Origin of the sequence: Thauera humireducens, from assembly GCF_001051995.2 — a bacterium.
Lineage (GTDB): Bacteria > Pseudomonadota > Gammaproteobacteria > Burkholderiales > Rhodocyclaceae > Thauera > Thauera humireducens.
Genome location: NZ_CP014646.1, coordinates 919,666 through 944,918, shown reverse-complemented (window position 1 = coordinate 944,918; position 25,253 = coordinate 919,666). Strand labels below are relative to the sequence as shown.

The 25,253-nt window shown below is 64.6% G+C and carries 27 protein-coding genes and 1 tRNA gene; 24 read left to right on the top strand and 4 right to left on the bottom strand.

Annotated elements, in window-relative coordinates:
• Window positions 1-83 precede the first annotated feature (83 nt).
• The 22 genes from AC731_RS04410 to AC731_RS04315 all read left to right on the top strand — a co-directional run bounded on the left by AC731_RS04410 (window position 84) and on the right by AC731_RS04315 (window position 17,102).
• A complete protein-coding gene (locus tag AC731_RS04410) occupies window positions 84-2,438 on the top strand; it encodes a Tex family protein (protein ID WP_048709496.1) in 2,355 nt (784 codons plus the stop codon).
• Between the two features lie 17 nt (window positions 2,439-2,455).
• Window positions 2,456-2,833: an ArsC family reductase gene (locus tag AC731_RS04405; protein ID WP_004251537.1), complete on the top strand. Its 378-nt coding sequence runs from the start codon at window positions 2,456-2,458 to the stop codon at window positions 2,831-2,833.
• Window positions 2,830-3,690 carry an Hsp33 family molecular chaperone HslO gene (hslO, locus tag AC731_RS04400; protein ID WP_048709494.1) on the top strand — a complete coding sequence of 287 codons (861 nt, stop codon included), beginning with the start codon at window positions 2,830-2,832 and terminating at the stop codon, window positions 3,688-3,690. The genes AC731_RS04405 and hslO overlap by 4 nt, the downstream gene beginning before the upstream one ends.
• A 66-nt stretch (window positions 3,691-3,756) precedes the next feature.
• Entirely contained in the window at window positions 3,757-4,539 is a 783-nt protein-coding gene (minC, locus tag AC731_RS04395; RefSeq protein ID WP_048709492.1) for a septum site-determining protein MinC, read from the top strand.
• 32 nt (window positions 4,540-4,571) lie between these two features.
• Window positions 4,572-5,384, top strand: a complete 813-nt coding sequence (gene minD / locus AC731_RS04390; RefSeq protein WP_082794246.1) for a septum site-determining protein MinD — start codon at window positions 4,572-4,574, stop codon at window positions 5,382-5,384.
• 1 nt (window position 5,385) lies between these two features.
• A complete protein-coding gene (minE, locus tag AC731_RS04385; protein WP_004251542.1) occupies window positions 5,386-5,646 on the top strand; it encodes a cell division topological specificity factor MinE in 261 nt (86 codons plus the stop codon).
• 208 nt (window positions 5,647-5,854) lie between these two features.
• A complete protein-coding gene (locus AC731_RS04380) occupies window positions 5,855-6,973 on the top strand; it encodes a tyrosine-type recombinase/integrase (RefSeq protein ID WP_048709488.1) in 1,119 nt (372 codons plus the stop codon).
• 81 nt (window positions 6,974-7,054) lie between these two features.
• Window positions 7,055-7,243, top strand: a complete 189-nt coding sequence (locus AC731_RS19780) for a hypothetical protein (RefSeq protein WP_156480641.1) — start codon at window positions 7,055-7,057, stop codon at window positions 7,241-7,243.
• Window positions 7,240-7,437, top strand: a complete 198-nt coding sequence (locus AC731_RS04375) for a hypothetical protein (protein WP_048709486.1) — start codon at window positions 7,240-7,242, stop codon at window positions 7,435-7,437. The genes AC731_RS19780 and AC731_RS04375 overlap by 4 nt, the downstream gene beginning before the upstream one ends.
• Entirely contained in the window at window positions 7,434-7,586 is a 153-nt protein-coding gene (locus AC731_RS19775; RefSeq protein ID WP_156480640.1) for a hypothetical protein, read from the top strand. Before AC731_RS04375 ends, AC731_RS19775 begins: the two co-directional genes overlap by 4 nt.
• Window positions 7,587-7,683: 97 nt before the next feature.
• Window positions 7,684-8,247 (top strand): hypothetical protein, encoded by a 564-nt coding sequence (locus AC731_RS04370; protein ID WP_048709483.1) that lies wholly within the window; start codon window positions 7,684-7,686, stop codon window positions 8,245-8,247.
• A 75-nt stretch (window positions 8,248-8,322) separates the two neighbouring features.
• On the top strand, window positions 8,323-8,559 hold the full coding sequence (locus AC731_RS04365) for a hypothetical protein (protein ID WP_048709477.1): 237 nt from the start codon (window positions 8,323-8,325) through the stop codon (window positions 8,557-8,559).
• 15 nt (window positions 8,560-8,574) lie between these two features.
• A complete protein-coding gene (locus AC731_RS04360; RefSeq protein ID WP_048709475.1) occupies window positions 8,575-9,258 on the top strand; it encodes a hypothetical protein in 684 nt (227 codons plus the stop codon).
• Entirely contained in the window at window positions 9,255-10,613 is a 1,359-nt protein-coding gene (locus tag AC731_RS04355) for a DNA primase family protein (RefSeq protein WP_048709471.1), read from the top strand. The genes AC731_RS04360 and AC731_RS04355 overlap by 4 nt, the downstream gene beginning before the upstream one ends.
• Window positions 10,614-10,871: 258 nt before the next feature.
• The gene (locus AC731_RS04350; RefSeq protein ID WP_048709469.1) at window positions 10,872-11,516 is read left to right on the top strand and encodes a coiled-coil domain-containing protein; all 645 of its coding nucleotides are present in this window, start codon (window positions 10,872-10,874) and stop codon (window positions 11,514-11,516) included.
• Between the two features lie 243 nt (window positions 11,517-11,759).
• A complete protein-coding gene (locus AC731_RS04345; protein ID WP_048709466.1) occupies window positions 11,760-11,978 on the top strand; it encodes a helix-turn-helix transcriptional regulator in 219 nt (72 codons plus the stop codon).
• Window positions 11,975-15,064 (top strand): phage tail tape measure protein, encoded by a 3,090-nt coding sequence (locus AC731_RS04340; RefSeq protein WP_048709465.1) that lies wholly within the window; start codon window positions 11,975-11,977, stop codon window positions 15,062-15,064. The genes AC731_RS04345 and AC731_RS04340 overlap by 4 nt, the downstream gene beginning before the upstream one ends.
• 46 nt (window positions 15,065-15,110) lie before the next feature.
• Complete coding sequence (locus AC731_RS19770; RefSeq protein ID WP_156480639.1) at window positions 15,111-15,479, top strand: hypothetical protein; 369 nt, start codon at window positions 15,111-15,113, stop codon at window positions 15,477-15,479.
• An 11-nt stretch (window positions 15,480-15,490) separates the two neighbouring features.
• On the top strand, window positions 15,491-15,994 hold the full coding sequence (locus tag AC731_RS04330) for a hypothetical protein (RefSeq protein ID WP_048709462.1): 504 nt from the start codon (window positions 15,491-15,493) through the stop codon (window positions 15,992-15,994).
• A complete protein-coding gene (locus AC731_RS04325; protein WP_048709461.1) occupies window positions 15,991-16,467 on the top strand; it encodes a hypothetical protein in 477 nt (158 codons plus the stop codon). The genes AC731_RS04330 and AC731_RS04325 overlap by 4 nt, the downstream gene beginning before the upstream one ends.
• Before the next feature lie 90 nt (window positions 16,468-16,557).
• Window positions 16,558-16,770, top strand: a complete 213-nt coding sequence (locus tag AC731_RS04320; RefSeq protein ID WP_048709459.1) for a hypothetical protein — start codon at window positions 16,558-16,560, stop codon at window positions 16,768-16,770.
• A 38-nt stretch (window positions 16,771-16,808) separates the two neighbouring features.
• The gene (locus AC731_RS04315; RefSeq protein ID WP_156480638.1) at window positions 16,809-17,102 is read left to right on the top strand and encodes a hypothetical protein; all 294 of its coding nucleotides are present in this window, start codon (window positions 16,809-16,811) and stop codon (window positions 17,100-17,102) included.
• Between the two features lie 228 nt (window positions 17,103-17,330).
• Here AC731_RS04315 and AC731_RS04310 read toward each other — a convergent pair.
• From AC731_RS04310 to AC731_RS04300, 3 genes are all read right to left on the bottom strand, one after another.
• A tRNA-Leu gene (locus tag AC731_RS04310) sits at window positions 17,331-17,414 on the bottom strand.
• Window positions 17,415-17,910: 496 nt separating this feature from the next.
• Window positions 17,911-18,531: an esterase gene (ypfH, locus tag AC731_RS04305; protein WP_004251544.1), complete on the bottom strand. Its 621-nt coding sequence runs from the start codon at window positions 18,529-18,531 to the stop codon at window positions 17,911-17,913.
• Between the two features lie 9 nt (window positions 18,532-18,540).
• Entirely contained in the window at window positions 18,541-19,368 is an 828-nt protein-coding gene (locus AC731_RS04300) for a dioxygenase family protein (protein WP_004251546.1), read from the bottom strand.
• Between the two features lie 169 nt (window positions 19,369-19,537).
• Between AC731_RS04300 and AC731_RS04295 the strand changes: the two genes are divergently transcribed.
• Both AC731_RS04295 and AC731_RS04290 read left to right on the top strand, forming a co-directional pair.
• Entirely contained in the window at window positions 19,538-20,437 is a 900-nt protein-coding gene (locus AC731_RS04295; protein ID WP_048709456.1) for a LysR family transcriptional regulator, read from the top strand.
• 130 nt (window positions 20,438-20,567) lie between these two features.
• Window positions 20,568-21,500 carry a glutathione S-transferase family protein gene (locus AC731_RS04290; protein WP_048709454.1) on the top strand — a complete coding sequence of 311 codons (933 nt, stop codon included), beginning with the start codon at window positions 20,568-20,570 and terminating at the stop codon, window positions 21,498-21,500.
• Between the two features lie 160 nt (window positions 21,501-21,660).
• On the opposite strand, the gene AC731_RS04285 is transcribed toward AC731_RS04290, so the two are convergent.
• Window positions 21,661-24,999, bottom strand: coding sequence for an EAL domain-containing protein (locus AC731_RS04285; RefSeq protein WP_205626632.1), 3,339 nt, complete (start codon window positions 24,997-24,999; stop codon window positions 21,661-21,663).
• Window positions 25,000-25,253 lie beyond the last annotated feature (254 nt).

The window sequence follows — 25,253 nt, the reverse complement described above, 5'->3', positions numbered from 1 at the left end:
GCGGCCGGAACCGCAGGACTTGTCGCACGGGGCGGCTTGCTGCACCATCCCGCCCTTCGTTTCACCCCCTACGCACCGTCACCATGCTCCCCCCGATCGAACACCGCATCGCCGAAGAACTCGGCGTGTCCCCGCGCCAGGTCATCGCTGCCGTCCAGTTGCTGGACGACGGCGCCACTGTGCCCTTCATTGCACGCTACCGCAAGGAAGTCACTGGCGGCCTCGACGACACCCAGCTGCGTACGCTGGACGAACGTCTCGGCTATCTGCGCGAACTGGAAGACCGCCGCGCCACGGTGCTGGCCTCGATCGACGAACAGGGCAAGCTCACCGCCGAGCTGCGCGTCGAGGTCGAGAACGCCGACACCAAGCAGCGGCTGGAAGACCTCTACCTGCCCTACAAGCCCAAGCGCCGCACCAAGGCGCAGATCGCGCGCGAGGCCGGCATCGGACCGCTGGCCGAAGCCCTGCTTGCCGATGCGATGCTCGACCCCGACCTCGAGGCCGCGAAATACCTGAATGCCGAAGCCGGCTTCGGCGACGTCAAGGCGGTGCTCGATGGCGCGCGCCAGATCCTGATGGAAGTGTTCGCAGAGGATGCGACCCTGCTCGGCGAACTTCGCAACTATCTGCATGAATACGGCCAGGTACGGTCGGCGGTGATCGAAGGCAAGGAGACCGAAGGCGCCAAGTTCCGCGACTGGTTCGAGTTTGCCGAGCCGATCGCCACCATGCCCTCGCACCGCGCGCTCGCGCTGCTGCGCGGGCGCAACGAAGGCGTGCTGCGGCTGACACTCGACGTCGACCGACCCGACGCCGAGGCGCCCCACCCCTGCGAAGGCCGCATCGCCGCGCGCTTCGGCATCCGCAACCAGGGCCGGCCGGCTGACCGCTGGCTGGCCGACACGGTGCGCTGGGCGTGGAGCGTGAAGATCTCGATCCATCTCGAACTGGAGTTGATGGGCGAACTGCGCGAGCGCGCGGAGGAAGAGGCGATCCGCGTGTTTGCGCGCAACCTCAAGGACCTGCTGCTGGCCGCGCCGGCCGGCACGCGCCCGACCATCGGCCTCGATCCGGGCATCCGCACCGGCGTCAAGGTCGCGGTGGTCGATGCCACGGGCAAGCTCGTCGACACGGCGACCGTCTATCCGTTCGAGCCGCGCCGTGACCGTGAATCCGCCATCGCCACCATCGCCGCACTGGCGAAGAAGCATGCTGTCGAGCTGATCGCGATCGGCAACGGCACGGCCTCGCGCGAGACCGACGCGCTTGCGGCGGAGTTGATGAAACGCCACCCGGAACTGCCGCTGACCAAGGTCGTGGTGTCCGAAGCCGGGGCTTCGGTGTACTCCGCTTCCGAGCTCGCCGCCAAGGAATTCCCGGATGTGGACGTCAGTCTGCGCGGCGCGGTCTCCATCGCCCGTCGCCTGCAGGACCCGCTGGCCGAACTGGTCAAGATCGACCCGAAGTCGATCGGGGTAGGCCAGTACCAGCACGACGTCAATCAGGGGCGTCTGGCCAAGAGCCTCGATGCGGTGGTCGAAGACTGCGTGAACGCGGTCGGCGTCGATGTGAACACCGCCTCGGTGCCGCTGCTGGCCCGCATCTCGGGCCTGAACACCACGCTTGCCGGCAACATCGTCGAGTACCGCAATAGCAAGGGGCCCTTCCGCAGCCGCGACGCGCTGAAGGATGTCCCGCGCCTCGGCCCCAAGACCTTCGAACAGGCCGCGGGCTTCCTGCGCATCCCCAGCGGCGACAACCCGCTCGACGCCTCCTCGGTCCACCCCGAAGCCTATCCGGTGGTCGAGCGCATCCTCGCCAGGGTGCAGAAGAGCGTGCGCGAGCTGATGGGCAACGGCAGCTTCCTGAAGTCGCTGAAACCGGCCGAATTCACGGATGAGCGCTTCGGCCTGCCGACGGTACAGGACATCCTCTCCGAACTCGAGAAGCCCGGCCGCGATCCGCGCCCCGAATTCCGCACCGCGGCCTTCCGCGAGGGCGTCGAGACGCTGAAGGACCTGCAGCCCGGCATGCTGCTCGAGGGCGTGGTCACCAACGTTACCAACTTCGGCGCGTTCGTCGACATTGGCGTGCATCAGGACGGCCTGGTGCACATCTCGGCCTTGTCGAACACCTTCGTCAAGGATCCGCACAGCGTGGTCAAAGCCGGCCAGGTGGTGAAGGTCAAGGTGCTGGAAGTGGACATCCCGCGCAATCGGATCGCATTGACGATGCGCATGTCCGACGAACCGGCTGCCCGACGCGCCGAGCCGGGCGGTCGTCCCGCGCGCAGTGGCGACAGCCAGGACCGTGGTGGCAACAGCGCCCGACCGCGCTCTGCCGTCCAGACGCCACGTCGCGAACAGAACGATCGTCAGCGGCCAGGCGGCAACGCGTTGGCCGACGCCTTCGCCCGTGCGCGCGGCAGCAAGTGAGCAGCGGAGGACCTGACATGCGCCCGGTGATCTACGGCATCAAGAACTGCGACACCATGAAGAAGGCCTTTGCCTGGCTTGACGATGCCGGCGTGGCCTACGATTTCCACGATTACAAGAAGGCCGGCATCGACGCCGAAACGCTTGCGCGCTGGTGTGCCCGCAGCGGCTGGGAAGCCCTGCTCAACAAGCGCGGCACCACCTGGCGCAAGCTCGCGCCCGAGCAGCAGGCCATCGCCGGCGAGGCTGATGCCATCGCCCTGATGCAGGCCCAGCCCAGCCTCATTCGCCGCCCCGTCGTCGATTGCGGCGCTGGCGCCCTGCTCGTCGGCTTCGACCCCGACGCCTTTACCGCCGCGCTCAAGGGCGCGGCCCCGACGGAGCAGAATCCATGAGCACCTCTCCCGCCAGCTACGTCCAGCGCTTCCTGCTGGAAGACCTCGACATCCGCGGTGCAGTCGTCCGCCTGACCGATGTATGGCAGGCCATGCAGCACGGACGCGCCTACCCCGAAGCCGTCGCCCGCCTCCTTGGCGAGATGAGCGCGGTGTCCGCCGTCATCGCCGGCAACCTCAAGCAGCCCGGACGGCTCACCTTCCAGGTCTCGGGACACGGCCCGGTCAGCCTGCTGGTGATCGACTGCAGCGAAGCGCTTAACCTGCGCGGCTATGCCAAGGCCGAAGGCGTGCTGACTGGCGACTCGCTTGGTGACCTCGTCGGCGACGGGCGACTGCAGCTCTCGCTCGACGTCGAGGGCATGGACCAGCCCTACCAGAGCCTGGTGCCGCTCGAGGGCGACAGCATTGCGGCGTGCTTCGAGCACTACCTCGAACAGTCCGAACAGCAACCGGCCGGGCTGTGGCTCGCGGCCACCGAACACGCTGCAGCGGCACTCTTCGTGCAGAAGCTGCCAGGCGCGGACGCCAGGGATCTCGACGGCTGGTCGCGCGTGCAACAACTCGCGAACACCGTGCGCAACGACGAACTGCTCGGCCTCGAACCGCAGGAGATCCTGCGCCGCCTGTTTGCCGAGGAGAACGTGCGCCTGTTCGAACCCCGCGCCGTCACCCATGACTGGCCGGCCGACCCCGAGAAGGTCGCCACCATGCTGCGCAGCCTGGGCGAGGATGAAGTCCGCGCGATCCTTGCCGAGCACGGCGAAATCGTGGTGCACGACGACGTGTCGAACCACACCTACCGCTTCGACGCCGCTGATGTCGATGCACTATTCCAGCCGCGCACCCTGCACTGAGTCTGCTCCCTTGCTCCATCGCACGCGCGTCAGTACACTCCCTTGATTTTGAAGAAGCTTCCGTCCATGTCCGCTTCCGCGCCCGTCCGTCCGATCGAGTTCCGCAACACCACGCTCGGTGCGACCGTCGCCATGCTGCAAGCCACCGAACCGCCCGCCCTGGCGGACGCCCTGCACAAGATGCTCGGCGGCATGCCCGACTTCTTCAACGGCGAAGCCGTCGTCCTCGATTTTTCGGGTCTGCGTGAGGTTCCCGCGACAATCGACTGGGCGGGCCTGAACTCCCTGCTGCGCCGTTACCGCCTGCAGCCCATCGGCGTGTTCAGCCTGCCAGCCGAGCATGCCGAGTCGGCACGTCGTGCCGGCTTCGCCGAACTCGACGCAGCCGCGCTTCGTGAGCGGCCGGCAGCGCAGGCCCCCCAGGCCCCTGCCCCTGCCCCGGCGCCGGCACCCGCGGCCAGCCAAGCCCCCGCGCCTGCGCCGACTGCGCCCCCCCAAGGCATCCAGCCGACCCTGTTCGTGGACCGCCCGCTGCGCTCGGGCCAGCAGATCTATGCGCGCGGCGCCGACCTGGTGCTGATCGGGGGCGTGAGCCCCGGCGCCGAAGTCATCGCCGACGGCAGCATCCACTGCTATGGCCCGATGCGTGGCCGCGCCATCGCGGGTGCAAACGGCGATGAGCGTGCCCGCATCATCGCCAGCAACTTCGGGCCGGAACTCGTTTCCATCGCCGGCGTGTTCCGCACCTTCGAACGCGGAATTCCCGAGACGGTTGCCGGACGGGCGGCCCAGGTGCGTCTGACGGGCGCCGACCATACACTCAACATCGAACCGCTGCCGCTCGCCTGAGCGCGGCCACACAGCACGAACAAGGGGAAACCGTGAAAGTCATCGTCGTAACGTCAGGCAAGGGCGGTGTGGGCAAGACCACCACCAGCGCCGCATTCGCATCCGGCCTCGCCCTGCGCGGCTTCAAGACTGCGGTGATCGACTTCGACGTCGGCCTGCGAAATCTCGACCTCATCATGGGTTGCGAGCGCCGCGTGGTGTATGACCTCGTCAACGTCGTGAATGGTGAGGCGCGCCTGAACCAGGCCCTGATCAAGGACAGGCACTGCGAGAACCTCTTCATCCTCCCCGCCTCGCAGACCCGCGACAAGGACGCGCTGACCGAGGAAGGCGTCGAGAAAGTGCTCGAAGAACTGCAGCACATGGGCTTCGACTACGTGGTGTGCGACTCGCCCGCAGGCATCGAGCGTGGCGCCGTGATGGCGCTGACCTTCGCCGACGAGGCCATCGTGGCGACCAATCCCGAAGTATCCTCGGTGCGTGACTCCGACCGCATCCTCGGCATCCTGCAGAGCAAGTCGAAGCGCGCGCGCGAAGGCGGCGAGCCGGTCAAGGAACACCTGCTGATCACCCGCTATTCGCCCAAGCGCGTCGAGGACGGCGAGATGTTGTCCTACAAGGACGTGCAGGAGTTGCTGCGCGTGCCGCTGATCGGCGTGATCCCCGAGTCGGAATCCGTGCTGCATGCCTCCAACCAGGGAACGCCCGCGATCCACCTCAAGGGCACGGACGTGGCCGAAGCCTACGGCGACGTGGTGTCGCGCTTCCTCGGCGAGGAGCGCCCGCTGCGTTTCGTTTCCTACGAGAAGCCGGGGCTGATCAAGCGCCTGTTCGGAGGGAAGTGAAATGTCCTTCCTTTCCAAACTGTTCGGCGAGAAGAAGAAGACCGCGGAGATCGCCAAGAACCGCCTGTCGCTGCTGATCGCCCACGAACGCGCGGGCGGCACACCAACCGCCGACTTCCTGCCTGCCCTTCAGCGTGAGCTGATCGAGGTGATCTCGAAGTACGTCGCGGTGAATCCGGAAGACATCAAGGTCCAGCTCGAGAAACAGGACAACTACGAGGTGCTCGAGGTCAACATCGTGCTGCCTGAGCAGCCGCGCTGAACCTCCTTTGCCCGATCGCCAGTGCGGCGATCGGCGGTGCTGCCTGCCGCGCCTGTGATCACCCCCATGGCGCTGTAGCGCACACCCTGCCCGGGTGATGAAATTGGTAACCATAGCGGACTTAAAAACTTTTGACACCCTATAATCCTCAACAACTTAGCGCGCCGTGCGTAGTGCGGTGCGTAGTTGATCAGAGGAGGCAGGGAAAATGGGTTCCATTGTCGAAAGGAAGCGGACGGACAAGGCGACCGGCAAGACCGTCACCGACTACCGTGCGCACATCCGCCGCGCTGGGTTCGCCAGCAGATCAAAGGTTTTCGCGACGAAGCGCGAGGCGCAGGACTGGCTGCGCAACAATGAAACCGATGCCGCGCTCGAGCGCACCGCACGCCCACGTGGCAAGACACTCGCAGACCTGATCGAGGACTTCGTGCATGCCGGCGTATGCAAGTACGCATCGCCCGCGCACCTCGAGTTCTGGCGCGACCAGCTGGGCGACCGGCCGATTGCCGAGCTGACCCACGGCGACATCAACGGATGCGTGCTGACTCTGCGCACCAGGCGCGCACACCGACGTGGCGCCGCTGGCAGCAAGCCGACAGACAAGCCACTCACCCCCGCAACGATCAACCGATATCAGGCCGCTCTGTCGGCCGTCCTGAGCTTCGCGCTACAACATGGCGTAATCGACAGCCACCCCATGAAGGGCGGCAAGGTCAAGCGCCTGAAAGAAGGCCCCGGACGGCAGCGCATCCTTACGCCTGACGAAGAAACCCGCCTGCTGGAAGCTGCGAAGGACGCGACGTGGGAAGGCATGCACCTTTTCGTGCTGATGCTCCTCACCACCGCCGCCAGAAAATCTGAACTGCTGAACCTGCAATGGCGCGACGTCGACCTGGCGCGAGGGTTCGCGATCCTGGGCAAGACGAAGAACGGCAGCCCGCGTGCATTGCCGCTGGTGGCAGAAGTGCGCGCCGAATTGGCCGCATTCGCCAAGGTGCGTCCGCTGGGCAGCGACTTCGTTTTCTATGACCCCAAGCGCCCGGAGCGCCCGAAGAACGTGGACACCACGTGGCAGACAGTGCGCGCCCGCGCCGGTCTGGATGACAGCAAAGACCCGCTGCACCGCGTCGTCATTCACACCACGAGGCACACCGGGGTGACGAAGGTTATCCGTAACGGCGCCAACTTGGCCCAGGCCGCCATGATCAGCGGACACAAGACGCTTGCCATGCTGAAGCGGTACGAGCACCTGGCGGCCGATGACGTGCTCGAGCTGGCCGAAAAGGCGCTTGGCAACGTGGGCAAGAAGAACACCGCCGCCTGACGGACTCAGGCAAGCGGGAGCAACCAGGCGCGGCAACGCCTGGAAGCCCCCTGACCACAACGCAATAAAGGAGATTGCATCATGGCTATCAGCCAGTTTACCCGCTACCAAGCACTGCGCCGAATCTTCGGCCCTTCGGCTTTTGATCGCTCAGAGCTGAGAAATCAAAAAAGTAATTACCATCCTTCACTGGGGTTTTACTCGAAATTTGGTAAAACCCCGGCCGTATTCGAGCAATGTCGTGATCAGCGCCAAGGGGGTGCAGCATGACCACCTATACCCTTCAGGAAAAGTACGACGACCTGCGCGCAGAGGCAAACCGGATGGCCAGCGCCTTTTCTGCGCTGCAGCACGTCATCAATCACGATCCCGACATCGCTCTGGACTTGTGCCGCATGTTTGAAAACTACGCCTGCGGCGTCCTGGATGCCCACCCCCGCCACCAGGAAGGGGGTGCAGCATGACCGAAATCACCCGTACGCCAGAGTGCGACATCGACCCGCTCACTCCGGGAGAGAGCGCAGGCGAGCAATTCATCCTCAATTGCATCGCGGCCGCGCTCGACTACGCCCAAGGCAGGCAAGGCGCGGGGGAGAACACACGCAACGATTAACTGATCACGCCGCGCCTAGGTCGGCCAACCGAAAACGGGGACACCCTGCCCCGCTGGCGCGGCACCTATCACCAGGGCTCGCCGCAGGGGTGGGCGAATGAGCGACAACAAGAAAAGCGCGCTGCTGGATTCCTTCGAGGAGGATCCCGCATTTCATTTCTCGAACGCGGTTCTCGCTGGCAAGGTGGACGAACCGAGCGCCAGAAAGCTGCTACGCCTTGTGGGCGTCTTGCTCGCCGCCGACAAGCCGATTCCCCCGAATATCCGTCGCTGGCTGGGGAATGCTTTCATTGCCATCGGTGATGGAGTGGATCCAGCCGCAGCCCTGCGCATCAAATCCCCGAAGGGGCGCCCCGAGCGGCTCGATTGGGAAGATGTGTTTTTCCGGTATCACGCGCTGTTCAAACTTGGGACTGCGCACACCATCGCCTGCGCTCAAGTTGCAGCGGACCTTTCCGCAACTGGCACCGACGTGGACGAAAAGACCGTCCGCAACCTCTACGACAACAATTTCGCATGGCTTTACGAGTTCTTCCCGCGCGATCTGTTGTCCGCCATGGATGAGTGGGATGTGTTCGAGGTAGTGCTTTCTGCTCGGGAGGCGCGCGAGGTCTTTCGAGCGAGAACTGGAAATAAGCTTGTTCCGATGCCACGGAAATAATCGCCCGATTTGATCCTAACGCCACAGCAACACAAGGCAGGAGCATAGGCGCACCAACCAACAAAGGTGACCGCCATGAAAGAGACAACACCCGCCGCGCTGCCCCTCGACGACCTGCACACGGTCGAAGAATTGGCGAACAAGTACCCCCGCATCCTGAGTGTCTTCACCCTGCGTTGGCAGCTGCGTGACCGTGCAAAGAACGGCCTCGCGCCGGCCTGCGTTCGGGTTGGCAAGAAGCTGCTGATCAGCAAAACCCGTTATGAACAATGGCTGGCCGCTCGCGCCGGCAACGACGCACACGCGGCATAACGGGAGCCGCAGACCATGACCATCGAAAAAGAAAAGGGTGCGGTCCCTTTCGAGAGCGCACCCCACATCACTGATGCCAACGATTTTATCAACCTGTTGATGCACCTGCACAAGATGTTTGACCCCGTCGACCCGGTTGTTTTCATGCCAACGGGCGTGACGGAGTGCTGGCGGTGTGGGTGTGACGTTACCCCCGAGAATGTCGGCATGCTCAAGCGCTTGGCAGACTTGGGAAGCAATGCATCGATCTGCGCGACGTTCTGCCAGTCATGCGCCGAAGCCATTGATGACGAGCGCGAAGCTGCCACCCGCCCTCCCGCAACGTCCATGACCCTGCCGCGGCGATCGCTCGGCAAACACCCCCGCCGCTACCCCGCCAACGGTCGCGCGCTTGCCGAAGATCCGCCCGCACTTGACCAGGCGTTGAATGTGGCGATCGGTTGGCCTATCGCAGAGACCTTGCCAGCGCCGAAGATCATCGTTCAACCCGAGGATGACCCCGCACGCTTGCGGCTCGAATTGGCCGCCGGCCGGCGCGTCTATGTCGCACACAGCGCCGCCGCCAACCCCGAACACCTGCTGAAGTTGGCGCAAACGTTGATCGACTACGGCGCCTTGTGTGTGGATCTGATCGTTCACCCGCCACGCCCTGGCGCGGGCCGCGAACGGTTGCGCGTTGTGCCGGAGATGCCCGCATGACGGCCGCCGTGCACGAGTTCATTCGTAAGGCGGATGTGCTTTCCGATGACGCCACGCAACACCAGATCGCCGCGCACGTCATCAAGACAACGACCGACGAGACTGGGCGGCCACCGATTCACTACCAGGGCACCGCCTACCGTATCGACCCTGCCGACCAACTCTGGAAGCCCTGGCCGAAGGAACACATCGAGGTGCATGTGGCGAGCCGTTACGGCACGCAGAAGCTGTGCCGGCGCGCGACCGATTACCGGCAGATCGTCGGGCACCTCTGTCAGTTGTGCGAGGACCCGGAGTTTTTCTCAGGCGCCCCGGCCGGCATCGCCGCGGATGGGCAATTCTGGCGCGTGACTGCAACCGGCGAGATCAGAAGTGAGCCGATCACCCCCGAGCATCGCCAGCGCATGCAGGTTATGCAGGCACCAGAGTTCGAGGCAGAGGCCCCGCTTTTCTTCGGCATCCTGGGCAACGCCTTCGGACCTGGCGCCGACGGTGATGGACAGCGCGAACTGCTGCAAATGGGACTCGGGGCCGCCCTCACACGCCAACTGTGGCGCCACCGTATCGCCCTGCTGCTTTACGGCAAGACCTCGACCGGCAAGAGCACCATCCTTGAAATCTTCCGCGCGCTCTTTCCGCTCGACGTGATCGGCGCGACCAGTCCGCAGAACTGGGCCAGTGAGTATTACGTGGCCGCCCTTGCCGGCAAGACCCTGAACATCGTGGGCGAACTCGACCCACACACGCCGATCCCTGGCGGACCTTTCAAGGCCGTGACGGGTGGCGACGTGGTGGAAGGCCGGCACCCGACACACCGCCCATTTTCATTCGTGTGCGAGGCCGCGCACATCTTCAACTGCAACCGGCTGCCGCCCACGCGCGACAAGTCGGACGCCTTCTTCCGGCGATGGCGCATCGTGGAGTTCAACAATCCGATTCCGGTTGGCAGCGAGATAACAGGCCTTGCCGAGCGCATCAACGCCGAAGAGGCTGGCGCGGTATTGGGCTGGCTGCTCGATGGCGCCGGGAAGCTGGCGCAGCGCGGTAGCCTGCCTGAGACGCCGCAGCATTCGCGCCTGATCGAGACTTGGCGCAGCGCGAACAATAGCGCGTTGCAGTTCCTGATGGATACCGAGTACTGCGCCACAGGTGGCGAGCTCGAGCAAGGCGCCGCGCTGGTGTTCGAGTGCTACCGCAAGTGGGCCAGCACCGAGGGCGTTAAGCCATTGGGCCGCACCGGCTTTTACGAAGCCGTCGCCGATGGTGGCGGGCGTTTGGGCGTGACCATCTACGACAGCCGGGATGGTGTGCGGACCATCAAGGGCCTCTCGTTGAAAAAGGAACTCGGGGCGTGAGTGCGGGTGTTGCGGGTGTTTTTACCCCCCCGGTCGTTTATAGGAGAAAGCCGAAAGGCCATCACGTACGCGCCACCCGCCCGCGCACGCACACACACACATGGACCCACCCCCCCTATTGAAAACACCCGCAACACCCGCCCCGCTGCAATGCCGGGGGCCCCAGTGGGCACGACTGCACAAGGGGACGGAGAGCCACGTTTTGTGGGTAGGTAGCACCCCCATGAACAACTGAACCATGACCAACTGACTGACAACATGACGCACGACCCCGAAGGCCAAGCCGACAAGGCGGAAAACGAACCGCCGTCAAGTTCCACGCCGCTGCTTCCTTTCTGTCTTCAGGACTTACTGGCGATGCGCGTTCGTCCCGCGCAGTTCGCCCGGATGTGCGAGGTGAGCAAGCAATCGGTGTCCGATTGGATTCGCCGCGGCGTCATCAGCCTTGGACCAGACGGCCTGCTTGATCCCGTCGTGGCATCCCGGCAGGTATTCGAGCGCACGGACCCGGCCCGCCTTCGGGCGCGCGTGTTCAAGGACCTGGCGCGGGACGTGCCCGAGCTGCGCGAGCAGGTACGCGAGCTGCGGCAAGGGCTGAAAGCCATGACCGCCGAGCGCGACCGCCTTGCCGCTGACCTGGCGCAGGCAGTGCAGTTGCGCATGCACGTCGACGAGGTCGAGTCCCGCTTGCAGGATCTCTTGGCCGGCATCGCTGACCAGTGGCCAGCCCTGGCACTCTCGGCTCACGCCGGCAACCTCCCCGACGACCTCGAGCGCTTGTCCTGCCGGCTCTTTCATCGGTTCACCGCTGACGAAATGGCCGAGTCATTCGACGACGACCCCGCCTCCGCAGATAGCCTCGAGGGGAAGGCCAGCCCCGCCCCTGGCATCAACGGCAGTTGACCAGGGCGCTGCCCGCGTCTGTATCCGGCGCCGGTGGGGCCACCCGCGACCGCGCAAACGCATCGGGACATCCGTGTACAGGCGCGGATACGGCGTATTGCCGATCATCACCGCTAGACATCCGTCCACAGGCGCCGCAATCGAGCGCACCCGATCATTACCGCACCACCCGCCCGGAAAAACGCCCACAGGCTGCAACTCCGATTGATTGGCAGGCTGACCACATTCAACCTGAGATGCCCCATGACCTCCGACGACGACGCCCCGACCCAATCGACCCCCGGCCTCTGGCGCCTCAAGACTGTGGCAGCACGCTTGGGCCTTCACCCGGAAACCTTGGCCGCAGCCGCAGAGGCACGAGAGGTGCCGTTGACGCTGATCCGGATCGGCCCGCGCGGCATCCGGTTTTTCAAAGCGTCAGAGGTTGACGCGTTCATGCGCAATGAAGGTGCGAACAAATGAAGGCCGCCCAGGACGTCACCCTGCGCATCAACACCGAGACCTCCGGCGACGGCGGTGTGCGCTCGCTCGCCGATGAGATCGACCGCCTGGCAGAATCGGGCGGCGAGCTTGCGCCGCAGTTCCGCGCGCTTGCCGAGGAGATGCGCAAGATCGAGTCCACGCAGGGGCTCGTCGAGGCCTTTGCCGGGCTGAAGAAAGAAACCGCCGAGGCGGCTGTCGCGCTCGAGAAGGCGCAGCAGCGGGCCCAAGCGCTGGGGCGCGAGTATGCCGCCACTGCAACGCCAAGCCGAGGCCTGACCGCCGAGTTTGCGCGCGCCCGCAAGGAGGTCACACAGGCGCAGTCTGCCCTGCAGGCCAAGCAGCAAGCCCTGCAGAAGATGCGCGGCGATCTCAAGGCCGCTGGCGTCGACACCAAGAGCCTGGCCGAATCAGAGCGCCGCCTGCGCGAGGAGCTTGTGCAGCTCGAGCAACGCGGGCAGATCGCCACGCAGGTGCTCGGCGAGATGGGGCAGGAAGCGCAGCAGGCCGGCGCGAACGTGGCGGAGCTTGCCGAGAGGACCGACTCTTCGAGCGAGGCGTTTGCCAGCGCCGCAGCGAACTTCGCCGCCGGCACCGTTGCGCTCAAAGGGCTATCCGGGACGTTTGGACCGGCGACCAGGCTGGCGGCGGATTTCTCGACTGCGATGGCGAAGATCCGCACCAACGTCGACAACCCTGGCGACGTACCGGCGCTCGCGAATCAGGTCCGCGAGCTGAATCGGGAGTTCGGTACGGGGGTAACTCGGAACGCAGAGGCCCTATACGACATTGTGTCGGCCGGAATCACGGACACGGGCCGCGCTGTCGAGACGCTCGCAGTCGCGAACAAGCTTGCCGTTGGCGGCCTCACGAGTGTGGCGGTTGCTGCCGACGGGCTCACGAGCACGCTGAACGCCTATGGCGCTGCAGCAGGATCGGCAACCGACGTTGCCGATACGTTCTTCATTTCCTCTCTGGCTGGCAAGTCAAGTATCGACGAGCTAGCTGCAGGGATCGGGCAGGTTGCACCGCTTGCGGCGCAAACCGGCACCAGCCTTCAGGACTTGCTTGCGGGAGTCGCGGCGCTCACGTTGGGCGGTGCGAAGACGTCGGAAGCGATCACCCAGCTTCGCGCCATCCTCACGGCGGTGATCAAGCCCAGCAAGGAAGCCGCCACGCTGGCCGATAAGCTCGGACTCAACTTCAGCCTGGCCGCGATCAAGTCGCAGGGTTTCGCCGGATTCCTCGAACAGGTCACGCAAGCGACCGGAGGCAGCGCCGACAAGCTGGCGATCCTGCTTGGCAGTACGGAGGCGATCAACGGCGCGCTGGCGCTTACCGGTTCGCAATCCGTCCAGTTCGCGGACATTCTCGACCAGATGGCGAACAGGGCTGGCAGTACTGAGCAAGCCTTCACGACGATGGCGGACACACCGCAGCAAGCGATCAACGAGTTCAATGCGGCGCTTGAGGACACTCAACTCGCCATTGGTCTTGCTGTCACCGCGATGACGCCACTGCTTGAAGGCCTGACGGGCGTCATCAACGCCTTCAACGACCTTCCTGACTCGGTTCAGACGGCAGTGGCGGCGCTGGGCTCGGTGGCTGTTGGTGCGCCTGTCGTCCTGTTTGCCCTCAAGAGCTACGTTGCAGCTTGGCAGTCTTTGCGGGTTGCGATGGCGATTGGCGGCGTCGCGAGCGTGGCCAGAAAGGAACTGGTGACAACGGCCGCCACGGCGACTGCAGCAGCGGGCGCGATGGCACGTGCCGCCGGCAGCGTCGGCCTGTTGAGCCGCGCGCTTGGCTTCCTTGGCGGCCCGATCGGGCTTGTGCTGTCGGCTGCGGCCCTGTTGGTGCCGGCTTTCATGAGCACCGGCGAGGCGGCCGAAACGGCTGCCGAGGGCACCGGCATGCTGGCCGAGCAACTGGCCGAGGATGCGGAGGCAATCGCCGAGGCAACCGAGAAGATTGAGGACGCACAATCTGAGCGGCTGACGCAGGAGCGTGCTTTTGCTGAGCGGCTTGCCGAGGTCAAGAAAGAAGAAACCGCCCGCCTGCGCGCGCAGCTCGACACGCAGGTCAAAGCGTACCGCGAAGCGACCAAGAGCATCGACGCGGCAATCAGGGCACGCGAGGCTGCAGAGAAGCGCCGCGCCAGTCTCGCACAGACGAACAAGGAGTTCATCGACGGGCTTGGCCAGGGCGGCGACAGCAAGGATCGCAGCAGCGTCGATGCGCAGAACGCGATCACCAAGGCGCGGGGGCTGGCTGGGCAGGGAGATCTGGAAGGCGCAATCAAGCAGGCCGAGCGCGCCAAGCAGATCGTGCAGCAGCTCGACCAGTCCGGGCAGGAAAGCGCCTACGTACTGCAATACCTGGCGCGCCAGATTGCCCAGGTGCAGGACGAGGCTGCAGCCGGACTCGAAACCGAAGCCGCAGCCGCCGTCGAGCAGGAACGCGCACGGGCAGAGCAGATTCAGCAGTTGATCACCGAAACGGTGGCGAAGGCCGAGTGGCTGAAGATGCTCGAGGTTGGCTTCGATCAGGCTGGCGCCGAGGCCAGCGCGGAGCAACTGCGCGCCGCGCTCGAGGCGAAGCTGGCCGCCAACCCTATCGTGGTTCCTCTCGTCGTAGTCGACGCCGCGTCGGAAGACGCTGCAACTGGCCGCCTGCTTAAAGACGCACCCGCGCGAGCCTATGGCGGCCCGCTGCCTGGCAGCGAGCGCGGGGACCGCAGCGACCACGTGGCCTACTGGGGGACCCCCGGCGAGTGGGTTATTCAGCGCCCCGCTGTCCGCAAGTGGGGTGCAGCCAACATGCAGTTGATCAACCAAGGCCTGATGCCCCGCTTCGCCTTTGGGGGCGAGATCGGCGCCTCGTCGATGGCGCAGCGCGCATCGATCCCCAGCGTGGATACGTCGGCACCAGCAACGCTGCCGCCGCTCACCGGCCGCCCGCTCGTGCTGCCTGATGGTTCGCAGGTGCCCGTATATACCGACACGCGCATGGAGGAGGCAATCGTCAAGCTCTTCTCCCGCGCGGCAAGCCAACGCGGACGACGCGGATAACCGCAGGCTCAGACTTTGAGCTGCATTTCAAAAGGAGATTCGAAGCATGACCACACCGAATGAAGACTGGCGCCCCGCTGCGTCAGCCAAGGCCCTTGTGATCATCGCCGCCGGCACTGCCGCGCATCAGCACCTTGCGATGCTTGGCGACCGCATCCAAAACGAGGCCACCAACATCGACCATGCGAAACGCATTCTTGCGCGGCGAAGGCTTTTCGTTGAAACCCAACGGCGCACGCAGAGCCTGCACGCGCCCGAAATCGACATCGTTGCCCGCGCTGAAGCCGACGTTGCGCGCTGCCAAGCGCGGATGGATGCACTGCTGAAGCAGCGCGACGACGTAACCGCGCAGCATGCCCCGCTGATGCGGCTGTTCTCCGCCGCAAAAGACCTTTCCCGAAAATTCGACTTGTGAGGCGTGGCGACATGACCCAGCATCAGACCCTTCAAGCCGTGCGCAACGAGATCAGCGCGCTTACTGACGAAATCATGGCCGTGCGCCGCTGCGCGCTGCCGATGGACGCCGCCCTTGCTGGCGTCCGTCAGCAGCTCGAGGCCGCCCGCGCCCGCTTCGCCGCCACCCTCGACATCACGGCCCGCAACATCGCTGTTGCAACCAGGCCGTGGACGATGGAGACCTTTACCGGCGATGCGATGCCGTGGCTTGCCTACAGCCTTGGCGATGCCCTGCTGACCGAAATCGAACAACGCGTGTCCGCGATCCGCGCCGATGCCGGCAACCCGCCGACCTTGCCCGCCGCCGAACGTGCCGCGAAACTCGACGAGCTGGAGCGCCGCCGCTACATGCTCGAGATGCAGGAGGAATTCATCGTGACCGAGACCGGCGCAGCCCGCCGACCAGGCGTCACCCCCGCGGCGGTGCTTGGCATCCCGTTCGATGCCGCCAAGCTCGCCGGAGTCCTCGAATGACCGCCCCCGCCCTCGCTGTTCTGGCCCCGCATGCGCTGCTCGCCTTCCTTACCGACGCTATCGACGAAGCCGAAGCCGCCCCCCCGCTGCAGCAAGAGTTGGCCGAGCCCTTCCGCAAAGCGCTGGATCGCGCGAAAGAGGCCACACGCGAAGCCCGCGCGGAGATCGCGAAGGCACCAGGCGCGACCGCCGTTGCAGCCTACGCGAACAGCGGCACTCGAGCGCGCGGCACCGCCAATCTCGTGACGATGGGCCGCCGCATTCTGGCGAGAGCCGAGGCCGGCTCGGAGAAGCCGAACTCCTTTGCTGTCGCCTTGGCTGCACTGACCGAGGCCGGCGAGCTGTTGGCAAGAGGCGCTGTTACGGCCGCGCAGCCCGCCGGCGCCGCCGCCAACTACGGGCTCGGTTTTACTGGCTCGACCGTAAAACCCCACCACCCATCGAGTTCCGCGCGCCCTCGTGGCCGTGCCTGACAGATCAATGGCCGGGTTCCCGACACCGCAAGGGCCGGGCGCCTCCTCCTGGCGGAACTGACCCGGCCGCCCCTCTGAGTGACTCTTGCCATGACGACCAACCCCCGCGAAATCTTCGTGCGCGCAGAAGCCGCCCGCCGTGGCCTGTTGATTGAGCCTTTCGGCTTAGCCTGGCGGGTCTACGGTGCAGGCGTGGATATCCTTGTGTCGCGACTCGCCGACCTCAACCCCTCGCTCGACTTCAACACGGTGAGGACGGAAAGAATGAACTCCGCATATCGGCGCTTTGCGCAAAGCGTGTGACCTCTGATGCGCCGCTGCGCCGCTGCGCCTGCTGCCGCATGCCGGCACCGCTCGCAGCGCTGCACCCTGGCGATATTCGCGGCGTCGGGGTTCTGATTGGCCTGTGTGCCCGATGCAACCAAGCGCACGACCGACTGCCGCACGGCACGACTCAGAAGCGCCTCAACGCTGCTGCGAGGTTGGCAGCAGCAGACACCACCCGCACATTCTGGACGGCACGCTTCCCGGATGCCGCCGCCGCAAAGTTGGCCGCGCACATGCTCGGGCACCACGACACCGCGCTCAAGGCCGCCGCCGCCCTGGGCTGGCGTGAAATCCCGGAATTCCGGTAGTTCAAAGCAGGAACTCCTGCTGCCTGCAGAAGTGATGCACGGTGGGTTCTGCAGCGCCATCGGGTGCGCGGGGGGCTCTGCAGATCTGCAGAGGCCATCGGGTGCGCGGGGGACTCTGCAGATCTGCAGAGTTTCCAGTTCCGCATGCACGACGGAGCCTACGGGAATTCCGGGAACCCCAGATTTTGGGTATCGGTCTGGTCTACGACCAGATAGAGGCTAGATGCGTGGTGCCTGGGACGGGACTCGAACCCGTAAGCCGTAGGCGGTGGATTTTAAGTCCACTGCGTTTACCAATTTCGCCACCCAGGCAGGGCGCGCATTGTAGCAATGCGCGCCTGTTGGTGCGTAGCTGGTGCGTAGTTGGTGCGCACAACAAGCCGCGCAGCAACCAAAAACAACACCACGATGCAAGCGCCACCACAACCACAACCCGCATAAACATTGAGCTATAGCGTGCTACTATGCGTTCGATTGTGTTCGATATTGACTTAAAATCCGCCGGCGCAAGCCTTACGGGTTCGAGTCCCGTCCCGGGTACCATTAAAAAAACAACGACTTGCACGGCGCCATCGGGCTTTGGCCCGGTTTGATCGACCTTTTTGCTGCATTTTTTCTGCAATCGATCAGAGGTCGCTACACCGGCCTCCTCGTGATCGGAGCAGGGGACATGGCAAGCGTTCTGAAGCGGGCCCATTCGGGTACCAGACGATCATCGAATCGTCCCCGGTTTTCCGTACGGTCCCGTTCTTCGAACAACACCGCTGCTCGAACTCTACCGGCCAGAGCCTCCACCCAGGCAGACCACTCAACCGGCCAAAGCCTTCACGCGACTGGCAACACGCGCATCCACGCCATGCCCCAGGTTCGGGAGCAGTTCGACGGAGACGCCCCCGCCGAGCGCCCGCAACGTTTCGGCCGCCATCAGACTGTAGCGCGGATCGATCACCTGATCCCGCTCACCGTGCAGCAGATGCACCTGCGTTTGCGCCGGCGCCACGCGCGGTGCCGAGGCAAAGCGGCCGGCGAGCGAGATGACGCGGGCAGCCAGGGTTTCAGGCAGCTGGGTCGATTCCAGCGCCATGATCGCCCCCTGCGAGAAGCCGATCAGCGTGGTGGCAGCGGCATCCACCCCTGCTCTCGCCTGCCAGTCGCGCACACAGCGCACGAACGACGGCATGGCCTCGGCAACACGCGCCGGGCGGTTTTCCTCCGTCACCCCGCGCACCGAGAACCACTGCCAGCCGCTGCCCAGGTCACTGGACTCGGGTGAGCGCACGCTGACCACCCAGGCGTCCGGGTGGGCCTCGGCGAGGAGGTGGGCAAGCGGCACCAGATCCTCGGGGCGCGAACCCACGCCATGGAACAACAGAATCGAACGGCTCGCAGGGACGGGCACGTGTTGAACGATGAGATCTTGATCGGACATGGTCGGGTCTCAGTTGGGCAGTGCGTCGTTCGCGTCGGCACCCAGTCGCGCGGGGAACTCGGCACCGAACAGGAAGGAATCCATCGACAGCACACCATGCACGATGCCACCTTCGATGACACTCGCGGGCACGGCTTGGGCGGCTGCGCCAGCGGCCACCAGCAATGGCAGGTAATGCTCGGCAGTGGGATGCGCGCGGCGGGCATGCGGTGCGATCGCGAGCGCCTGGCGCAGACGAGAGTGATCGCCCGCCAGCACTGCGTCGCGCACCCAGTGTGCGAACTCCGCCGCATAGCTTTCAGCGCGTGGATCACCGAGGCGGAACTCGTACAGGTTATGGGTCAGGCTGCCCGAGCCCACGATCAGCACGCCTTCGTCAGCCAGCGGCGCGAGCGCGCGCCCGTAATCGTAGGCACCATCGGCATCAAGCCACATCGGCAGCGACACCTGAAACACCGGGATGTCGGCCTGGGGATACAGGTGCAACAAGGGCACCCAGGCACCATGGTCGAGGCCGCGATCGGCATTCGGAGCGGCGGCCAGACCGGCCGCCTGCAGCAGCTCGAGCGCACGCCGCGCGGCAAGATGGGCGCCCTCGGCCGGGTACTGCAGCGTGTAGAGGGCAGGGTCGAAGCCGCCGAAGTCGTGGATGGTTTCAGGCCGAAGCGACAGCGTGGCCTGCGGCTGGCGGGTCATCCAGTGCGGAGACATCACTAGCACAGCCTGTGGACGAGGAAGCCGACGGCCGAGCGCCGCAAGATTTGCACCGGCGAGGCCGGGGTCGAGTGCGAAGGTCGGCGCGCCGTGCGAGACAAACAGAGTGGGCAGCGTTTGCATCAGGGTCCTCCAACTGGGCGGCGATTGCTTGGGCTGACTGCCGGGTGTCGCTCGGGGCCCGGCGGGCCCGGCGATGCAAGCCGGCGCATGATCATGGGGGCACTTTACGGCGCCCCCGGAGTGAGATAAACCGTCATCCAAGTGAGAGACTGTTCCGGCAGGAGAGACAATGGACCGATTTGTCGAGATGCAGACCTTCTGCGCGGTCGTCGATGCCGGCAGCTTCGTCGGCGCGGCCGAAGCGCTCGGCTTGTCCAAGGCGGCCACCTCGCGCTATGTGGGCGAACTGGAGACGCGGCTCGGCGTGCGCCTCCTTCACCGCACGACCCGGCGCCTGTCCCTGACCGAGGATGGGGAGCGCTTCTACGCTCGCAGCCGGGAATTGCTCGCCGGGCTCGAAGAAGCCGAAGCCGAGCTGCATTCGCGCAGTGGCGCGGCACGCGGGCTCTTACGCATCAACGCGCCGGTCACCTTCGGCATTCGGCACCTCGCGCCCCTGTGGGGCCCGTTCCGCGACCTGCACCCGCAGGTGCGGCTCGAAGTGACGCTGTCGGACCGCACCGTCGACCTCGTCGAGGAAGGCTTCGATGTGGCGATCCGCATCGCCGCCCTGCCCAGTTCCACCCTCGTCTGCCGGCAACTCGCCCGCACACGCATCGTGCTGTGCGCCGCCCCCGCTTATCTGGCGGCCCATGGCACGCCGCACGTCCCCGCAGACCTCGCCAGTCACACGGTCATCGCCTACAGCTACTGGTCCGGCGGTGACGAGTGGCAGTTCGACGGGCCGGACGGGCGCGTGAGCGTGCGCACGCGGCCCGCCGTACACACCAACAGCGGCGACACCTGCCGCGCGATGGCGCTCGCCGGTCAGGGGGTGATCCTGCAACCGGGGTTCCTGGTCGCCGACGATCTGGCGGCCGGCGCGCTCGTAGAGCTGATGCCCGCGTGTCGATCCGTCGCGCTCGGCATCTATGCGCTATATCCGACGCGTAAGTTCGTTCCGCCGAAGGTGCGCGCGCTGGTCGACTTTCTCGCCGAGCGTTTTGCCGCGCCACCGCCGGGTTGGTGAGCCCAGCAGGAGACCGCTTTTGTTGCGATCAGGGAAACAGTCAATGCTCCAAACGGGGGTTTATCTCCATCTCACAAGGCAATACCTTGTCATCCACGCAAGGACCAATCGAAGAAAGGAGCAAGGGCGCATGTTGATCAACGGACAGTGGGTGGAAAAGTGGCAGCCGGTGCAGGCGAGCGACGACGAGGGGCGATTTATCCGCCAGACCTCCGGCTTTCGGCATCGCATCGGCGTGGAGAGCCCTGAAGGCTTCACACCGGAGGCCGGGCGCTACGTGCTGTACGTCGCCTACATCTGCCCGTGGGCCTGTCGCACCCTCATCGCGCTGCGGCTCAAGGGGCTGGAGCACGCGATCGACGTCCGCGTGGTGGATCCGCGCCTCACCGACCAGGGCTGGGCTTTCAGCGGCGAACTCGGCACCGACCGCGACGACATCAACGGCGCGAGCCACATGCACGAGCTGTATAGCCGTGCAGACCCGACCTACACCGGACGCGCAACCGTGCCCGTGCTGTGGGACCGATCGCGCAACACCATCGTCAACAACGAGTCGGCCGACATCCTGCAGATCCTGAACCGCGATTTCGACGCCCTGGCGCGAAACGACGTTGACCTGCGCCCAGCCGCGCTGATCGATGCGATCGACGCCACCAACGCCCGTCTCTACGCAGACTTCAACAATGGCGTGTATCAGGCCGGGTTCGCGACCACGCAGGCAGCCTATGACGAAGCGGTTCGACAGGTGTTCGACTGCCTCGCCTGGATGGATGCCCGGCTCAAGGGTAGCCAATGGCTGGCGGGCGAGCGCCTCACCGAGACGGACATCCGCGCCTTCGTAACGTTGGTCCGGTTCGATCTCGCCTATTACGGGTTGTTCAAGTGCAACCTGCGCCCGCTCTCCGCCTACCCGAACGTGATGGCCTATCTCCGCCGCCTGCTGGCGCTGCCGGCCTTTACCAGCAGCGTGCAAGCCGACCATATCAAGGCTGGGTACTACTCGATCAAGGCGCTGAACCCGACGGGCATCGTGCCAGCGGGCCCCCTGCTCGACTATCTCTAAGATCGATCAGATAGATCGCAGCAATCAACGCAACCTCGCCTGTTTCGCCTTCCAGGGTCGTCGCCGCGGGACCGAGGTCGATCGCGATCTTCCATCATTCGGCCACGCGCGACCCCGAAGCGTCACCAGCATGCGGAAGCGCGCTCGCCGACTTCACCTATCAGAGATTGAAACCGCTTTCCATCGCATGCGCCGTGATGAAGGCGAAGCACAATCGAGGGTCATCCGCGAGCTCGGTGAAGCCTAGGGGACGCTCCCCTCTCTGCATGAACTCCAGCGGCAAACGCTCGAATTCTGACTCGAAGTCACGTACCACCATGCCCCAATCGCTGAACATGCGGCGATGTGTCGGACCTTCAATGACGACACGCATGTCTCGGTGCTGCGGATCGGTGCGGATGACTTCGATGAGTTTCTGCAGTTCATCCCGCTTGCCTTCCACCATCTGCATGAACTCACCGTCCATGTGTAGCAGGCAACCCGACACGCCTGCGCGGCGATTATTGCGGCGAATCTTGCGTTTGAAATCCTCAAGCCCCTGGCGATTGAAATGCGGGGTGGCGCGGCTGACGTAGAGCACGAAATAGAGTGGTTCAGCGCACGCGGGCATCGCGTCTGAGAACTGGTTGGTCAGACAGTTCGCAAATTCCGCTTCGACGAGTGGCCGATTGAAATAGTAGCCCTGCAGCATGTCGCAACCGTAAGCGCACAGCTCACGCTGCTGCTCCGGATTCTCCACCCCCTCTGCCACCAGCTTCAAACCGAGCGCACGCCCGAGACTGATCACCGCACGAATGATCGTGCGGCTGTCGTCACTCTTCTCCAGGCCATCCACGAATGCGCGATCAATCTTCAGCACATCGACGGGAAGGCGGGTCAATTGCGCCAGTGAGGAATAGCCCGTACCGAAGTCATCCACTGCGACACGCAATCCGAAATCGGCAAGATGACGCAGCACCTTCAGATTGGCCTCGACATCGGCCATCAGCGATGTCTCGGTAATCTCCAGCAGCAAGCGTGCAGGGTTGGCGCCTGTCTGACGCAGCATGTCGGCAAAATCGTCGACGATGCCGTCATCGCTGAGCTGTCGCGCCGAAAGGTTCAGCGACACATAGGGCGCTTGCTCACCCCAGCGGCTGCGCCACGCCACTTCGGCGCGGCACGCTTCACGAAACACCCACTTTCCAATCGGTACGATGACGCCGGTCAGCTCGGCAATCGGGATGAAGGTGGCCGGGGAAATCTCTCCGCCGGGTGGGTGCCAGCGCAGCAGCAACTCGGCGCCGATGATCCGGCCGGTCTCCGCTGCGACGATCGGTTGGTAGCGAACCGACAGTTCATCTCTCTCCAACGCCTTACGCAAACCGTTGTTGATCTCCAGCCGCTGGCGCGCCTGTTCCTCGAGACTGTCACTGAAGAACTGCCAGCCGTCACGCCCCCCAGCCTTGACCGCGTACATCGCCGTATCGGCGTGGCGCAGCAGATCGTCGGCAGAATGCGTGCTGCCACTGCCGATCGCGATGCCAATGCTGGCCGACACGAACAAGCTACTGCCGGCAAAATCGATCGGCTGGCGCAAGGTGTCGTTGATCCGCTCGGCCAGCACCGACATGCTGGTCGGCTGTTCGACCTGCTCGCACAACACCACGAACTCATCGCCCGCCAGGCGCGCGACCGTGTCACCCGGCCGCACCTGTTCGATCAGGCGAGCGGCCACCGATTTGAGCAGTTCGTCACCCGCCTCGTGGCCATGGGTGCCGTTGATCAGCTTGAAGCCATCCAGATCGACGAACAGCAACGCAACGCTCGAGCCACTGCGGCGAGAACGGTGCAAGGCATTGGTCAGGCGGTCACGGATCAGTGCCCGATTCGGCAACCCGGTCAGCGGATCATGTGTCGCCTGCAGCGTCAGTGCTTCTTCGGCGCGCTTGCGCTCCGTGATGTCACGCATGGTGACCACCATCAGCCAGCCATCACCGTTGTGGAATTTCGCGATCGAGGCCTCGAGCGGGAAAAAGCTGCCGTCCTTGCGATAACCGGTAATCTCGTTGCGCCGCCCCATCCTGCGCTCGGTTGTCTCGCCTTCTACAAAGGCCTTGACCAGCTCGGCGTGGCGTTGGCGGAAATGCGGGGGCAGCAGCACATGCACAGGCAAGCCGATCAACTCGCCTTCCTCATAGCCGAACATCACCTGCGCGCTCTCATTGGCCTGGGTGATGACGCCTTCCGCATCGGTCGCCAGAATCGCCATGTCGGCCACCGACAGGATTTGCTGCGCACTGTCCAGCGGACGGTGGGCACCTCCGATCTCGGCGGCGAGTCGAGCGGTCAAGGCAGGACTGGACGATGAAGCCTGCATGTGGCGGGCGTCGGCATGCGATCGATAGCGCTCCGGAATTCGCGGCGCAATGCAGCCGAAGTGCTCAACAATCTCGAACGTACCGTCTCGCTGGCAGCGCGCCAGACAGACATTGACGCTGGCGTGATGCGTGACCGGATCCATTGTCACGACGCCCTGCGGACCACTGACGCGGACCTGCTCCAACGCATCAACCAAAGCCTCGGGCTCGACCGTACCGGCCGCCCGGGCGGCGTTGGCAAACGCATGCACGCACAGATAGGCCGCCTCGCCAAAGTTGGTGAGGACGCCGTTGCCATTGGGCCAGATGCCCGTGATGCCGGGAAGTTCGCTCAGACGCCGCAAGCAGTCGCGATTGCCAGGCGTCTCGAGGGACATGAAGTAGGTATTGCTGGAATACAGCCCTTCGCGCACCTCGGGTGACAGCCGGCTGGCCATCATTTCATCGTAATGCCCCATCACCACGGCCATGCGCTTTTTCAGGCCACGCTCGGCAAAGCGGTTAAGCAGGGCCAGTTGATCGGCGCCGGCGAAGTACGGCACGAAGACGTCCGCGCCCGAGCGTCCAACCTGTGTCAGCAATGCGTCGATCTCGTCCGTGGAGGCACCAATCGGCAGATACGCCTCGCCAACCACGTCGCCTTCCAGCGCGGTCAAGGCACGCTTGGCGGCATCGATCGAGCCTCGCGGCCACTCGTAGTTATTGCCCGCGAAAAACATCTTCAGCCCGTAGTTTCGGGCTGCGAGGGGAATCATCTGCTCGATCTGCTGGTTGGGTAGCGCCGCAAAATGAAAGAAGTAGCGCGAATTGATGCTGCCCTCGTAGAACGAGAAGTTCAGCATCGGCACCCGGCGCCGATCGGCAACTTGGGAGGCTACGGCGATACGCGAGTTCGAAAGCAGGTCTCCGATCAGGGCGACGCAGCCGTGGGCATCGAGCAGTCGCTCTGCGGCCGGCACGGCGGTCAAGGGCAAGCTGCCATCATCTTCGACGCGCAGCTCGAGCGCGCGCCCCAACACGCCACCCTGCTCGTTGACCTCCGCGCATGCGAGCGTCGCCGCATGCACGATTTCAGGTCCGTAGATCTCGACCACACCGGTCAGTGGAGCCATCAAGCCAAGGCGGTAGGTCGCATTCAATCCTGTTGTTCTCCGGCTATCGCGCAGCCAAGTCGTGCAGATTCCACGGATGCTTATGGAAGCCGAGTCATTCGAATGTGCGGAACTATCGTAAAGACCGCATTTTATCGTTCATCTCCCATGCAATAGTGCTGCATCGGTCACGCTGCCTGTCTGGATGCAGCGCTGCCGCGCCTTGCCCAGTGGGGGGGCGATTCATGCTGCCCCGCCGCTGTGGCAGAATTCGCGACCTATGAGCCAGCACCATCGGCACA